This is a genomic window from Silvimonas soli, assembly GCF_030035605.1.
Classification (GTDB): domain Bacteria; phylum Pseudomonadota; class Gammaproteobacteria; order Burkholderiales; family Chitinibacteraceae; genus Silvimonas; species Silvimonas soli.
Genome location: NZ_CP106736.1, coordinates 2,294,389 through 2,306,765 on the forward strand (window position 1 = coordinate 2,294,389; position 12,377 = coordinate 2,306,765).

A 12,377-nucleotide genomic window follows, 5' to 3' on the forward strand; every position below is an offset into this window, starting at 1 on the left:
CGGATTGCTTCGCGAATCCGGGCTACAAACCCGCATTCGCTCCGGTCCAGGGGCTCGCCAAGCCGCCCATATAATATTCCCGCTCTGCGCTTACTTCACCTCAAACGCCTCGCCCGTCGCAAAAAACTGCCCACCCGCAATGTAATGAATCGACCGACGTAGCGGGTCTTCCTCAGCCTGCCAATGGCCGTTTTCAAATGCGCGTGGGTCGGCGTGGGCGGCTACGACTTCACCGATAAACATGTCGTAAGTCTGCTGATTATGCGGTTCCTGGATCACCTTGCATTCCAGCCAGCCCAGACATCCTTCCACCAGCGGCGCGCCGATTTTGCTGGCGGCGAAATACTGTAGGCCACTGTTGGCAAATTTGTCGCCATCGCGGCCAGAACTGGAGCCGACTGCCAACGTTTGCGCCGCCAGTGCCCGGCTGGGGATGTTCAGTGCGAACTCGCCTGAGGCATCGACCAACTCGCGGGTGAGGGTGGCTTTATCGATAATGACTAGCATTTTGGGCGGGTCAAAATCCAGCGGCATGGCCCAAGCGGCGGCCATCACGTTGTGCTGGCCGTTGTGGGCGCTGGTGACCAGCACGGTGGGGCCGTGGTTAAGCAGGCGGTAGGATTTGGCGAGTTCGACCGGAGTGCGCATATATTCAATCCAGAAATCAGCAGGGAAGGTATTCTTTATGGTGGGGTAACAAGCGGCGGGATCAAGTGTGCTTTTGCGCCAGCCACTGCACCGCGCCGCTACCTGCCGCGCGGCCACTGGCAAAGCAGGCTGTCAGCAGATAGCCGCCGGTGGGAGCTTCCCAATCGAGCATCTCGCCAGCGCAGAATACGCCGGGCAAGCGCTGCAGCATCAAGTGTCGGTCCATGGCCTCGAAAGTGATACCCCCGGCGGTGCTGATCGCTTCGTCCAATGGCCGCGGAGCGGTCAGGCGAATTGGCAGCGCCTTGATGGTACGGGCCAGTTTGAGTGGATTGGCGAATTCTTCCTTGCTCAGCATTTCGCGTAGCAAACCCGCTTTGACGCCGGTAATGCCCAGTTTGCTTTGCAGGTGGCTGGATAACGAGCGCGAACCGCGGGGCAGGGCGACTTCGGTGGTGACTCGTTCCAGGCTACGACCCGGCGCCAGATCGACATAAATGGTGGCGCTGCCTTGCTGGTTGATCTGGTCGCGGATGCGGGCCGAAAATGCATAAACCAGGCTGCCTTCGATGCCGGTTTGTGTCACCACAAATTCACCCGGTTTGGCGTGGGTTTCACCGCTGGCGCTGGTGAACGACAATGCCACTGATTTGAGCGGAACCCCGGCAAATTTGTCCGCAAATATCGGAGTCCAGCCCACGTCAAACCCGCAATTTGACGCTTGCAGCGGGGCGATCTCGACTCCGCGTTCCGCCAGCAATGGCACCCACGCGCCGTCCGACCCGAGCCGGGACCAGCTACCGCCACCCAATGCCAGCACCACCGCGTCAGCCTGGATGGTTCGCTGGCCCTGCATCGTGGCGAAGCGCAGGCTGCCGGCGGCATCCCAGCCGAGCCAGCGGTGGCGCACATGAAAGCTCACGCCAGATTCTTTAAGCCGGTGCAGCCACGCCCGCAATAGTGGCGCGGCTTTCATTTCCTTGGGAAAAACCCGCCCGGAGGTGCCGACAAAGGTCTGGATGCCCAGTTCATGAATCCAGGCTTGTAGCTGATCGGGCGTAAACGCCGAGATCAGCGGTGTCAGTGCGGAACTGCGCTGGGCATAGCGTTGCAGGAAAGGACCAATCGGCTCGGAATGGGTGATATTCATGCCGCCCACGCCCGCCAGCAAAAACTTGCGTCCAACCGAGGGCATGGCATCAAACACCATGACTCTCGCGCCGCTGGCGGCAATGACCTCGGCCGCCATCAAGCCAGCCGGGCCGCCGCCAATAATGGCCACTACAGGCGTTGCCACAACAGAAGAAGGGGATGCAGGCATGGAGAAAATCCGGATCAAGGCATGTTTCAAAGCAGGTATTCTACAGCCCGCACAGGCTTGCCCGCTGACTGGTCGTGCCTTGGGCTGCGCAGAAAGGCTGGCAGCGAGTAAACTGCCGCACTTCTCACCCCTTACACCTGATTCAGGCCGGAGCCGCAGTGGCGCTTAAATCCACCATTTTCAAAGCCGAGTTGTCGATTGCTGATATGGATCGCGGCTACTACGGCACGCATAACCTGACCATCGCCCGCCATCCTTCCGAAACCGACGAGCGCATGATGCTGCGCTTGCTGGCGTTTGCGCTGCACGCTTCAGAAACACTGGAGTTCGGCCGTGGCATCAGCGACGAAGAAGACCCGTCGATCTGGCAGCGTACGCTGACCGACGAGATCGAATTGTGGATTGATCTGGGCGTGCAGGACGAAAAGCGCATCAAGCGCGCCGCGCAGCGTGCCGATCAAGCGTGGATTTACGCTTATGGCGGTTCGGCGGTGGATATCTGGTTTGGCAAAAATGCTTCCGAGATCAACCGCTTCGACAACCTGCATGTGGTGACGCTGGACCCCGCCACGCTGACCGCATTGGCCGGTCTGGCCGAGCGCACCATGCAACTGCAATGCACGATCCAGGACGGCGAAATCTGGATGTCTACCGATAAAGACAATATCCAGGTAGTGCTGCGCACATTGAAGTAACGCCATAAAACGCTGCCGTACCGTAGCAGGGTGAACATCCGCGCCTTGGGAAATGGGCAATCAGGGCATATGTTGAAATGGTTTGGTTCTTTGGGTTTGGCGGCGCTATCCCGTAAGCTTGTCCGATACCCGATCAAAATAATTCAAAACCTGCCGGAGACCCTGATGCGCCTGAAGACGTTCGCGTTGCTCGTTACCACCTTGCCCGCACTGGCCTTGGCCAAACCGCTGACTGTTTGTACGGATGCCAATCCCGAAGGCTTTGACTTCGTCCAGTATTACTCGTTGGTCACGACCAATGCCTCGGCCGACGTGCTGTTCAGCCGCCTGGTGGATTACGACTCTACGACCAGCAAGGTGGTGCCCGGCGTGGCCGAGAGCTGGGCGGTGAGCGACGATGGCGAAACCTGGACCTTCAAGCTGCGCAAAGACGTGCAATTTGGCACGACCGACTGGTTCAAACCCGCGCGCACCCTGAATGCCGATGACGTGGTGTTTACGTTTGATCGCATGCTCAACACGCAAAGCGCCTGGTACAAGACCTCGCCCAACGGCTACCCTACCGCGCAATCGCTGCAATTGCCCAAACTGGTCAAGGCCGTGAAAAAGGTCGATGACAACACGGTGCAGTTCCAGCTGAACTACCCGGATGCCACCTTCCTGCAAACGCTGACCATGGGCTTTGCCTCGATCTATTCGGCGGAATACGCCAACAAGCTGGGCGTGGCCAAAGCTGGTGACCTGAACACCAAGCCGGTCGGCAGCGGGCCGTTTGTGCTCAAGAGCTTCCAGAAAGATGCGGTGATCCGTTACGACGCCAACCCGGCGTATTACGGCGGCAAGCCCAAAGCCGAGAAACTGATCTACGCGATTACGCCAGACGCCACCGTACGCCTGCAGCGGATCAAAGCCGGCGAATGCCAGATTGCGCTGGCGCCCAAGCCGCTGGATATCCAGGCCGCGCGGGGCGACAAGAATCTGAAAGTGGTGGAGAACTCAGCTTTCATGACCGCGTTTGTGGCCATCAACAGCCAGCACAAGCCGCTGGATAACCCGCTGGTGCGCCAGGCCATCAACACCGCGTTTGACGCCAAAACCTATCTGAAAGTGGTGTTCGACGGCACCGCGCAAGACGCCAGCCGCCCGTATCCGCCCAATACCTGGAGCTTTGACAAAGACCTGGGCGATTACAACTATGACCCGGTCAAGGCCAAAGAATTGTTGAAGAAAGCCGGTCTACCCAACGGTTTCGAGACCACCATCTGGACGCGCCCAACTGGCAGCGTGTTGAACCCGAACCCCAAAGCGGGCGCCGAGTTATTGCAATCTGACCTGGCCAAAGTAGGTATCAAAGCCACCATCAAAACCATTGAATGGGGCGAGTTGATCAAGCGCGGCAAGGCGGGCGAACACGATCTGCTGTTTATGGGCTGGGCTGGCGACAACGGTGATCCGGATAACTTCTTCACGCCGCAATTCAGCTGCGCGGCCGTGCAATCGGGTACCAACTTTGCGCGCTATTGCGATCCGCAACTGGACAAGCTGATTACCGACGGCAAACGCACCGCCGATCTGGCCCAGCGCACAAAGATTTACCGCAACGCGCAGAAGATCATTTTTGATCAGGCGGTGTGGGTGCCGCTGGCTTATCCGACGGCCTATGCGATTACGCGTTCCAATGTGACTGGCTACCACGTTAGCCCGTTTGGGCGGCAGGACTTTGCGGGTGTATCGGTGAATTGATGAGGTTTGGGTGGGAGGGCCAATATGGCTTCGCCCACCTGCACCACCTTTGACGCGGACTACCCCGGCGCGGTTTTCTCCCGTTAACGCCGAACTGGCGTGCCGCGCAGGACTGCCTATCCGTCAGTCCCGCTGCACTTGGGCAAACGCAAATCCTTGCGGGTGGCCTGGCTGCATGGCCTGGTTGATCCACAGCATGGCCAGCGGCTCCAGCAAGCGCGCGGCTCGCAACGGACCGGCGTCGATTGCATCAAAACCAAGGTCCGCTACCAGTTGCAGTACAACGGGCTTGAGTTCCTCGTCGTCCCCGGCGACAAACATCATGGCTTTGGGCTGAAAAGCATGCGCGTGGGGGATATTCTCTATCCCGGTCTGGTTCAAGGTTTTGAACACGCTGGCACCGGTTGCACCTGCCGCAATTTGCTCGCCTGCCGATGTATCAAATCCGAGTGTGAGCTCAAGCCCGTTTGGGCCCATGGCCAGTGGATTGGTGCAGTCGATCACGATCAAGCCAGTCAGATCGCCCAAGGCCGTGAGCGCCGACTGGGCAATCGGGTAAGGCACCGCCAGCACCACAACCTCGGCATCACGCCGCTCGTTGGCCGGTTGTAGTCGTTCACGCGGCAGTTCTGCGTGTTTTGGGCTGTCCGGGGCGCTCACCCCAAACCGTACATCATGCCCGCAGGCCAGCCAGGCTTTTCCCAGGATAGTACCCACTTGCCCGGCACCGATAATCAGAATTCGTTGTGTCATGCCGACTTGCTCCGTACGCAGATTTGAAAAGTACCCGATCAACGCCTGATTCAGCGTGACCACGCCAGTCCGGTATCAGTGTAGTGGCGCATTTCGGCAATCTCGCCAATAAAGGGCTGGATGGCAGCCTGGAATATCGGGCGCGCGCTGGCGCCTCCATTGTTTATAAGCGTTTTGGCTGCGGTGCTACCACTTACCCTGCTTTCAACGCTGCGCCCATCACCTTCAATGCACTGCGTGAACGTTCATCATTCACGCTGCGAAACACGCTCACGCTGGATTTACGCAAACGTGGCAACCCCAAGCGTTCACGCACTGACACAGACCCGGCAGGTGCCACCCGCGCGCACAGCGGCGCGACCGCCAACCCTGCGGTTACCGCCGCCGCTACGGCGCTGACGCCCCCACCAACAAACACCTCTTGCCATGCGATACCGGCCGCATTAAGCGCTTCGGTCGCCTGACTGCGCAAGCCGCAAGGGCTGGAAAGCGTGGCGATGCGCAGCGTGGTTTCATGTGGCCAGTCCGGCAGGCCGAACCAGTCCATTTCATCGCTGAACAACACCTCGCCATCGCGCCGTTCGCCGTGGCCCAGCACAAAGGCGGCATCCACTTCGCCAGCGTCAAACAGCGCCAGAATTTCTTGCGACATGGCAATGCGCACTTCAATGATCAGCGCCGGGTCATGCGTGTTCACTTTAGCCAGCAGGCTGGGCAAGGCCGCACCGGCCACGTGATCGCTAATGCCGATACGCAAACGGCGCGGCGGCGCGTGCAGCACTGACCACGCCCGGTCATGCGCGGCCAGCAAATCCCGCGCCGAGTTCAAAAACGCCGTGCCCTCCACCGACAAACGCACCTGGCGTGGCGTGCGTTCCAGCAGGCGGCGCTCCAGATGCGCTTCCAGCCGTTTCAGTTTCAGGCTGATGGCCGATTGCGTGGTATCGAGCACTTCTGCCGCGCGGGTAAAGCTTTGCAAGTCCGCAACCAGCACAAAAGCGTGTACGGCATCCAGATCCAGTGTTTTCATGATCGTCCGATAGATTTCATAAACTCATTACTGAAATAGTTATCCATATCTGTTTGTTATGGCAAGTCAGTGCGACGATAGGTGCCTGAATCGTTCCTGCATCGCGCCCGGAGGCCAAAATGAAACCCGACTTGCCACAAGCGGCACTTGCCCAACTCGGGCGCCGCCATCGCTGGAAAGTGCTTGGCGTGGGTGTGGCTGCCAACGCCGCCTTCTCTGCCGCGTTCGCCGGCATTCCGGCCACTGCCGTAGTGATGCGCGCGCAGTACCAATTGAGTACCGCGCAATTGGGCCTGGTGCTGGGCATGATGGGCTTGGGCGTCGCCATTAGCGAACTACCCTGGGGCCTGCTGACCGATCGCTGGGGAGATCGGCGCGTATTGTTGCTGGGGCTGTTTGCTACGGCCTTGTGGTTGCTGGCGCTGGCAGTCTGGGTGGTCCCTGGCCCGTTTCATGCGCCCGGCGTGTCGGTACTGGCGTGTAGCCTGCTGGTGCTGGGCTTGCTGGGTGGCAGTGTGAACGGCTCCAGCGGTCGCGCCATCATGGCGTGGTTTCGAGAGGGTGAACGTGGCCTCGCCATGAGTATCCGGCAAACCGCCGTGCCCACTGGCGGTGGCTTGGGCGCACTGATATTGCCAACGCTAGCGCTGGCCCACGGTTATGCTGCGGTCTATATCGGGCTGGCAGTCTTTGGCGGAATAACGGGAACGCTGGCCTGGTTCTGGATTCACGAACCGCCCACTGTGACCCAACACGCTGCTGCCACAAATGGTGTGGCGCAACCCACGCATGGCCCATTGCGCGATGCCAATATCTGGCGGGTGGCCATCGCGATTACCTTGCTGTGCGTGCCGCAAGTGGCCGTGCTGACCTTTGCCACGGTGTTTTTGCATGACTTCGCCCACGTCAGCACTTTGACGCTGAGCGCCACCTTGGTGACCATCCAGTTGTCCGCAGCAGTGGTGCGGGTCTGGAGCGGCCACTGGACAGATAAACACCAGAATCGCCGCACTTATATCCGCGTTTGCAGCGTGCTCAGTGCGGCTGCTTTTGCCCTGCTGGCGGCGATAGTCCAGTTTGCCGCACGTGAAGGGCAGTGGCTGCTTTACACCACGCCAGTCATCATCACCGCGCTGGTACTGGCAGGGATTTGCATTTCCGCCTGGCATGGCGTGGCATATACCGAACTGGCCACGCTGGCTGGCGCCAACCGCGCCGGTACCGCGCTGGGGCTGGCCAATACCGGGTGCTTTATCGCCTTCTTCATAGTGCCGTTGTGCATTCCGGCAATTCTGCTGTTTTCTTCGTGGCCGATGGTGTGGTTGCTGGCTGGGATATTTGCTCTGGCAGCCTTGCCGGTGCTGCCCAAACCGGTGCGCAACGCGGCTATCAGCGGCGTTCTCTCCAAAGTGCGCGTTGTGTAATCTCGCGATGACCATCCGTGGCCGGGATGAAGCGAAGCGAGAATCCGGGGCGGCAATATTGATCTGCTCAAGCGACCATTGAGCCTTGCTGATGGGTGGCAATCCCGGATTCTCGTCAAGGCTTCATTCGGGCTACAGGTGTTTCAAAGTCGTATGCAAATTCGCATCCTCCGCCTTGCGCCCAACGTGCGGCCCAGCATAAAACCGCTGGTCGGGTCGTAATCCCAGGTAAAAGGCCAGAAAATTCATCGTAAAACTGGCCTTTTACCCGCAGTTTGGCGCACCATATCGCCTGTTTGCGGTAAACGACCCACTTAGCGAGGATGCAATGCAAGACGTAACTGGTGCGCTGCCAGCCGGTGAACTGGCCAGCCTGAACAACGACGATCTCCAACGCTTTCACGCGGCAACCAGCGAGCGCTATCAAGCGTTCCGTGCGCGCGGCCTGAAACTGGATTCCACCCGTGGCAAACCGTCGGCCGAACAGCTGGATCTGTCCAATGGCCTGTTGGCTGCTGTGGATGAAACCGAAGCCAAAGGCGGCGGCGATCTGCGTAACTATGGCGGTGGCGTAAACGGCCTGCCGCAGGCACGTGCACTGTTCGCACCATTGATGGGCGCACCGGCAGAACAAATTGTAGTGGCGGAGAATTCGTCGCTGGCGCTGATGCACGACACCATCGCCTACGCTTTGCTCAAGGGCGTACCTGGCGGCAAGCCATGGTCCGCTGAAGCGGTCACCTTCCTGTGCCCGGCACCGGGTTACGACCGTCACTTTGCCATCTGCGCCCAATACGGCATCCGCATGATCGCCGTGCCGATGACCGGCACCGGCCCGGATATGGACTTGGTCGAAAAACTGGTCGCTGAAGATGCCTCGATCAAGGGCATGTGGTGTGTACCGAAGTACAGCAACCCGACTGGCGATATCTACTCGGCAGAAGTGGTTGAGCGTTTGGCCAAGATGAAAACCGCTGCGGCAGATTTCCGTTTGTTCTGGGACAACGCCTACGCCGTTCACCATCTGACCGATACCAAGCACGAAATCGCCAACATCCTGGAAGCCACCGCCAAAGCGGGCAATCCGGATCGCGCCTTTGTGTATGCCTCCACCTCCAAGATCACCCTGGCGGGCGCGGGCCTGGCGCTGTTTGCTTCGTCCCCGGCCAACGTATCGTGGCTGACCAAGAACATGGGTTTCCGCTCGATTGGTCCGGACAAAATCAACCAGCTGCGTCACGTGAAGTTCCTGAAAGACTTCGCGGGCGTTGAAGCGTTGATGGCAAAACATCGTGCGCTGATCGTGCCGAAAGTGAACGCTGTGCTCGAAGCGCTGGAACGTGAACTGGGCGGCCGTGGCGTAGCGACCTGGACCAAGCCGGACGGCGGTTACTTCATCAGCTTTGACGTACGCGAAGGCTGCGCCAAACGCACCGTGCAACTGGCCGAAGAAGCCGGTGTGGCGATGGTGCCAGCGGGTAATACCTTCCCGAACGGCAATGACCCGAAAGACACCAACATCCGCATCGCCCCGACCTTCCCGGCGCTGGATGGCGTGAAGCTGGCCGCAGAAGGGATTGCTTTGGCGACTCTGGTGGCTGTGGCTGAGAATGAACTGAAGAAGCGTGGTCTGGCGGACTGATTAACCGCAAGTTTCACGTGAAACAAAAGGGCGCCGATGGCGCCCTTTTTTATTGGTGGTGAGATATGCGCATTTCGTATGCCCGTATTCGCGCAGCAATCCGGGGTTGCCATGTGTGAACGAACCACAGGCAATTGCGAGACCGACCATCGCAACCCCGGATTCTCGCCTGCGGCTTCATCCGGGCTACAGGGTGGTTCTGAATGCTCCAATCCCGTCGCGGCTAGAGGCAATACCGAATCAATGGGCCGCAGCCTGCAACGCCGGATGCCCCTTCCCCACATGCCGCCACACCATCCACGACACCAATCCACCCAGACTCAACAACGCGCCCACCAGCGACACCCCGTTCCAGCCCATATGCGAGTAAGCCGCTGCCGACAGCAAAGACCCCAGCGATCCGCCGATAAAGTAGCTGGTCATATACCCGGCAGTAACCCGGTTGCGGGCGTCCGGTCGCAGGCGGTAGATCACGTTTTGATTGGTCACATGCACGCCTTGCACGGCCAGATCCAATACCAGAATGCCAATCAACAGCGCCACAATGGATTCACGAGCGAAGGCGATGGGAATCCAGGACAGCAACAGCAAGATCAACCCGGCCCAGGTGGTGTGATGCATCTTGCCGCGATCAGCCAGCCGCCCGGCGGCATTAGCGGCCAGCGCGCCAGCTGCGCCGACCAGACCGAACAGGCCAATGGTGGCATCGGAATAATGATAGGGCTCACTCGCCAGCAGGAATGCCATCGAAGTCCACAGCACACTGAAAATGGCGAACGAGAATGCGCCCAACAGTGCCCGAACGCGCAACACCGGCTCATGCACAAACAGCGTGAATACCGATGCCAGCAGCTTGTGATATGGCAACCCGGCGGTTTCGTGGTGATGCGGCAACATGCGCCATAACGCTGCCGCCGTAACCAGCATGACGCCCGCCGCAACCCAGTAAACGGTGCGCCAGTCGCCCAGCGAAGACAGCGCACCGGCCACCGTTCGCGCCAGCAAAATGCCCAGCAGCAGGCCACTCATCAGGGTGCCGACCACCTTGCCCCGTTGTTCCGGCGCGGCCAGCGTCGCGCCCAATGGCACCAGAACTTGCGACACCACCGAGAACAACGCCGCCAGGGACGTACCAATGAGCAACAGCGACAGATTGGCCGAGTTGGCGCTTACCAGCAGGCCGCCCGCGCACAGGATGGTCATGCCGACAATCATGGCACGCCGCTCCAGCAAGTCACCCAATGGCACCAGCAGCAGCAGGCCCACGGCGTAACTCAACTGCGCCACGGTAATGATGATGCCCGCGCTGGCTGGCGTCAGATCAAAGGTGGCGGCGAGCGTATGCAGCAGTGGTTGCGCGTAATAATTGCTGGCTACCACCAGCCCGGTTGAAAACGACATCAGCCAGACCAGAGCCGGGCTGAGACGGTGTGCAGAGGTACTCATATGTGTTTATCCAGTGACGTGCCCTTGTTTGAGGCGCAGTATCGAGCATGCTCAAACATAACGCCAATGCATGGTTTTCATCGGATTGATCTCGATTTAAGATAGATATCATGAACCTGCGCCAGATCGAATTCGCCGTTGCCGTTGCTGAAGAACAAAGCTTCACTCGCGCGGCTGAACGCTGCCACACCGTGCAATCTGCCCTGAGCCACCAGATCGCCAAACTGGAGGACGAACTGGGCAGCAAGTTGTTTGAGCGTACCAGTCGCAGCGTGCGGCTTACGGTGGCCGGACAGGCGTTCTTGCCGGTGGCGCGGCAAATGCTCAGCGCCCAATCGCGCATCCGCGACGAAGTCGCCGCTGCCAGTGGCACCGTGCGCGGCACGCTCACCGTTGGCACCATTTCCACGTTTACTCATGTTGATCTGGTCGACGTGCTGGGCCGCTTTCATGAGCGTTATCCGGATGTGGATATTCGCTTTTATCAGGGCATGAGCGAGAACCTGGTGGTCGACGTCCGCGAAGAACGTTCTGATGTAGCGTTTCTTGGGCTGTGGCCGGGGGAGCCGGTGGAAGGCGTCAACAAACAGATCATTGCCGATGAGGATCTGGTGGCGATTATTCCGCTCAGTCATCCGTTATCGCGGGAGAGCAGCATCAATCTGCTGCAACTGGTGGGCTCGCCGCTGGTGGATTTCTACGCCAACAGCGGCGCTCGCCGCCAGACCGCAGAAGCCTTTGCCGCTGCTGGGGTTAAGCCGCGGGTGAACTTTGAGGTCAGCCATATCGATCTGCTGGAGCGGATTGTCCGGCGTGGGTTGGCGATTGGCCTGGTACCCAGGTTTGATTTTGATGCCTGCGACAAGCTGGCGATGGTGCCGGTGGAGGACGGACCGGTGCGGCGGGTTTATGCGGTGTGGGGGAATGATCCGACGCCGGCGGCGGTGGCGTTTATGGGGATGGTGAGGGAGGCGTTGGAAGGGGCTTAGGGTGGGTACGACCCGCTGCTGTGGTTCTGTCACTTTAAAAGCTTGTTTTGTTAGTGCCTTTGGCACGTTTGTGAAAAGCGTTTGATACCCCGGGGTGCCGGGGAGCACGTTACTTTTCTTTGCGTCGCCAAAGAAAAGTAACCCAAAGAAAGGCGACCCCGCTGCCGCAAGGGGGCCCGAAGTCAAAAGCAGAAACGAACCGTCTGTTTGCGAGTGATCTTTACGCGCATCCTGCGTTCCCTCGGTCGGAGCCTAAGGTCTCCGACTCTCGGTCGGCGTGTTCAGTTGCTTTGTTTGCCAGCCAAAAAAAACCTAAAACATCGGCGCGTAGATGGATTAGTCGCGGTAAGTCGGGATAAAGAGCCTCGCGACAATCCACCATTTGCCAAGCTAAACCTAAACCCCTGTAGCCCGGATGAAGCGTCAGCGAGAATCCGGGGCAACGCGCCAATATCCACTGACATTTGAAATTTTGCCTACATCACTTCCGGATCCCCGCTTGCGCTCCATCCGGGCAATTTAGCCCGGTTACGGGACAAAACTGACCCAAATCGCAATCACTCCGGCACATCAATCACCTCGTCATTCGCGACCTGGGCGGCCCCTTGGCGGGAATCCAGTGCAATGCTGGCTGCCGGCAATGGCAACAACAAACAGCCCCATCAGGCCAGCAGCACGGTGTTTTG

The 12,377-nt window shown here is 59.3% G+C and carries 10 protein-coding genes; 5 read left to right on the forward strand and 5 right to left on the reverse strand.

Annotated elements, in window-relative coordinates; translation table 11 throughout:
• Positions 1 to 90 precede the first annotated feature (90 nt).
• A complete protein-coding gene (locus N7220_RS10600; RefSeq protein ID WP_283147491.1) occupies positions 91 to 648 on the reverse strand; it encodes a flavin reductase family protein in 558 nt (185 codons plus the stop codon).
• Between the two features lie 61 nt (positions 649 to 709).
• On the reverse strand, positions 710 to 1,969 hold the full coding sequence (locus N7220_RS10605; RefSeq protein WP_283147492.1) for a TIGR03862 family flavoprotein: 1,260 nt from the start codon (positions 1,967 to 1,969) through the stop codon (positions 710 to 712).
• Between the two features lie 158 nt (positions 1,970 to 2,127).
• On the opposite strand from N7220_RS10605, the gene N7220_RS10610 reads away from it, so the two are divergent.
• Both N7220_RS10610 and N7220_RS10615 read left to right on the forward strand, forming a co-directional pair.
• Complete coding sequence (locus tag N7220_RS10610) at positions 2,128 to 2,664, forward strand: YaeQ family protein (protein ID WP_283147493.1); 537 nt, start codon at positions 2,128 to 2,130, stop codon at positions 2,662 to 2,664.
• 165 nt (positions 2,665 to 2,829) lie between these two features.
• A complete protein-coding gene (locus tag N7220_RS10615) occupies positions 2,830 to 4,407 on the forward strand; it encodes an ABC transporter substrate-binding protein (protein ID WP_283147494.1) in 1,578 nt (525 codons plus the stop codon).
• Positions 4,408 to 4,530: 123 nt separating this feature from the next.
• Here N7220_RS10615 and N7220_RS10620 read toward each other — a convergent pair whose 3' ends face one another.
• Together N7220_RS10620 and N7220_RS10625 are read right to left on the reverse strand one after the other, a co-directional pair.
• A complete protein-coding gene (locus N7220_RS10620; protein WP_283147495.1) occupies positions 4,531 to 5,160 on the reverse strand; it encodes an NADPH-dependent F420 reductase in 630 nt (209 codons plus the stop codon).
• 193 nt (positions 5,161 to 5,353) lie between these two features.
• Positions 5,354 to 6,190 carry a LysR family transcriptional regulator gene (locus tag N7220_RS10625; protein ID WP_283147496.1) on the reverse strand — a complete coding sequence of 279 codons (837 nt, stop codon included), beginning with the start codon at positions 6,188 to 6,190 and terminating at the stop codon, positions 5,354 to 5,356.
• A 119-nt stretch (positions 6,191 to 6,309) separates the two neighbouring features.
• Here N7220_RS10625 and N7220_RS10630 point away from each other — a divergent pair, with 119 nt between their 5' ends.
• Both N7220_RS10630 and N7220_RS10635 read left to right on the forward strand, forming a co-directional pair.
• The gene (locus N7220_RS10630; RefSeq protein ID WP_283147497.1) at positions 6,310 to 7,614 is read left to right on the forward strand and encodes an MFS transporter; all 1,305 of its coding nucleotides are present in this window, start codon (positions 6,310 to 6,312) and stop codon (positions 7,612 to 7,614) included.
• A gap of 328 nt (positions 7,615 to 7,942) precedes the next feature.
• The gene (locus N7220_RS10635; protein WP_283147498.1) at positions 7,943 to 9,256 is read left to right on the forward strand and encodes an aspartate aminotransferase type Ic; all 1,314 of its coding nucleotides are present in this window, start codon (positions 7,943 to 7,945) and stop codon (positions 9,254 to 9,256) included.
• A 240-nt stretch (positions 9,257 to 9,496) separates the two neighbouring features.
• Here the strand turns inward: N7220_RS10635 and N7220_RS10640 are convergent, their stop codons facing one another.
• The gene (locus tag N7220_RS10640) at positions 9,497 to 10,702 is read right to left on the reverse strand and encodes an MFS transporter (RefSeq protein WP_283147499.1); all 1,206 of its coding nucleotides are present in this window, start codon (positions 10,700 to 10,702) and stop codon (positions 9,497 to 9,499) included.
• Between the two features lie 110 nt (positions 10,703 to 10,812).
• Here N7220_RS10640 and N7220_RS10645 point away from each other — a divergent pair, with 110 nt between their 5' ends.
• Positions 10,813 to 11,691: a LysR substrate-binding domain-containing protein gene (locus N7220_RS10645; RefSeq protein WP_283147500.1), complete on the forward strand. Its 879-nt coding sequence runs from the start codon at positions 10,813 to 10,815 to the stop codon at positions 11,689 to 11,691.
• The last annotated feature ends 686 nt before the right edge of the window (positions 11,692 to 12,377 follow it).

Bases quoted from the DNA above. Each gene is read 5' to 3' on its own strand.
- N7220_RS10600 (WP_283147491.1), bottom strand. From the start codon at position 648: ATGCGCACTCCGGTCGAACTCGCCAAATCCTACCGCCTGCTTAACCAC.
- N7220_RS10645 (WP_283147500.1), top strand. From the start codon at position 10,813: ATGAACCTGCGCCAGATCGAATTCGCCGTTGCCGTTGCTGAAGAACAA.
- N7220_RS10605 (WP_283147492.1), bottom strand. From the start codon at position 1,969: ATGCCTGCATCCCCTTCTTCTGTTGTGGCAACGCCTGTAGTGGCCATT.
- N7220_RS10625 (WP_283147496.1), bottom strand. From the start codon at position 6,190: ATGAAAACACTGGATCTGGATGCCGTACACGCTTTTGTGCTGGTTGCG.
- N7220_RS10615 (WP_283147494.1), top strand. From the start codon at position 2,830: ATGCGCCTGAAGACGTTCGCGTTGCTCGTTACCACCTTGCCCGCACTG.
- N7220_RS10635 (WP_283147498.1), top strand. From the start codon at position 7,943: ATGCAAGACGTAACTGGTGCGCTGCCAGCCGGTGAACTGGCCAGCCTG.
- N7220_RS10640 (WP_283147499.1), bottom strand. From the start codon at position 10,702: ATGAGTACCTCTGCACACCGTCTCAGCCCGGCTCTGGTCTGGCTGATG.
- N7220_RS10630 (WP_283147497.1), top strand. From the start codon at position 6,310: ATGAAACCCGACTTGCCACAAGCGGCACTTGCCCAACTCGGGCGCCGC.
- N7220_RS10620 (WP_283147495.1), bottom strand. From the start codon at position 5,160: ATGACACAACGAATTCTGATTATCGGTGCCGGGCAAGTGGGTACTATC.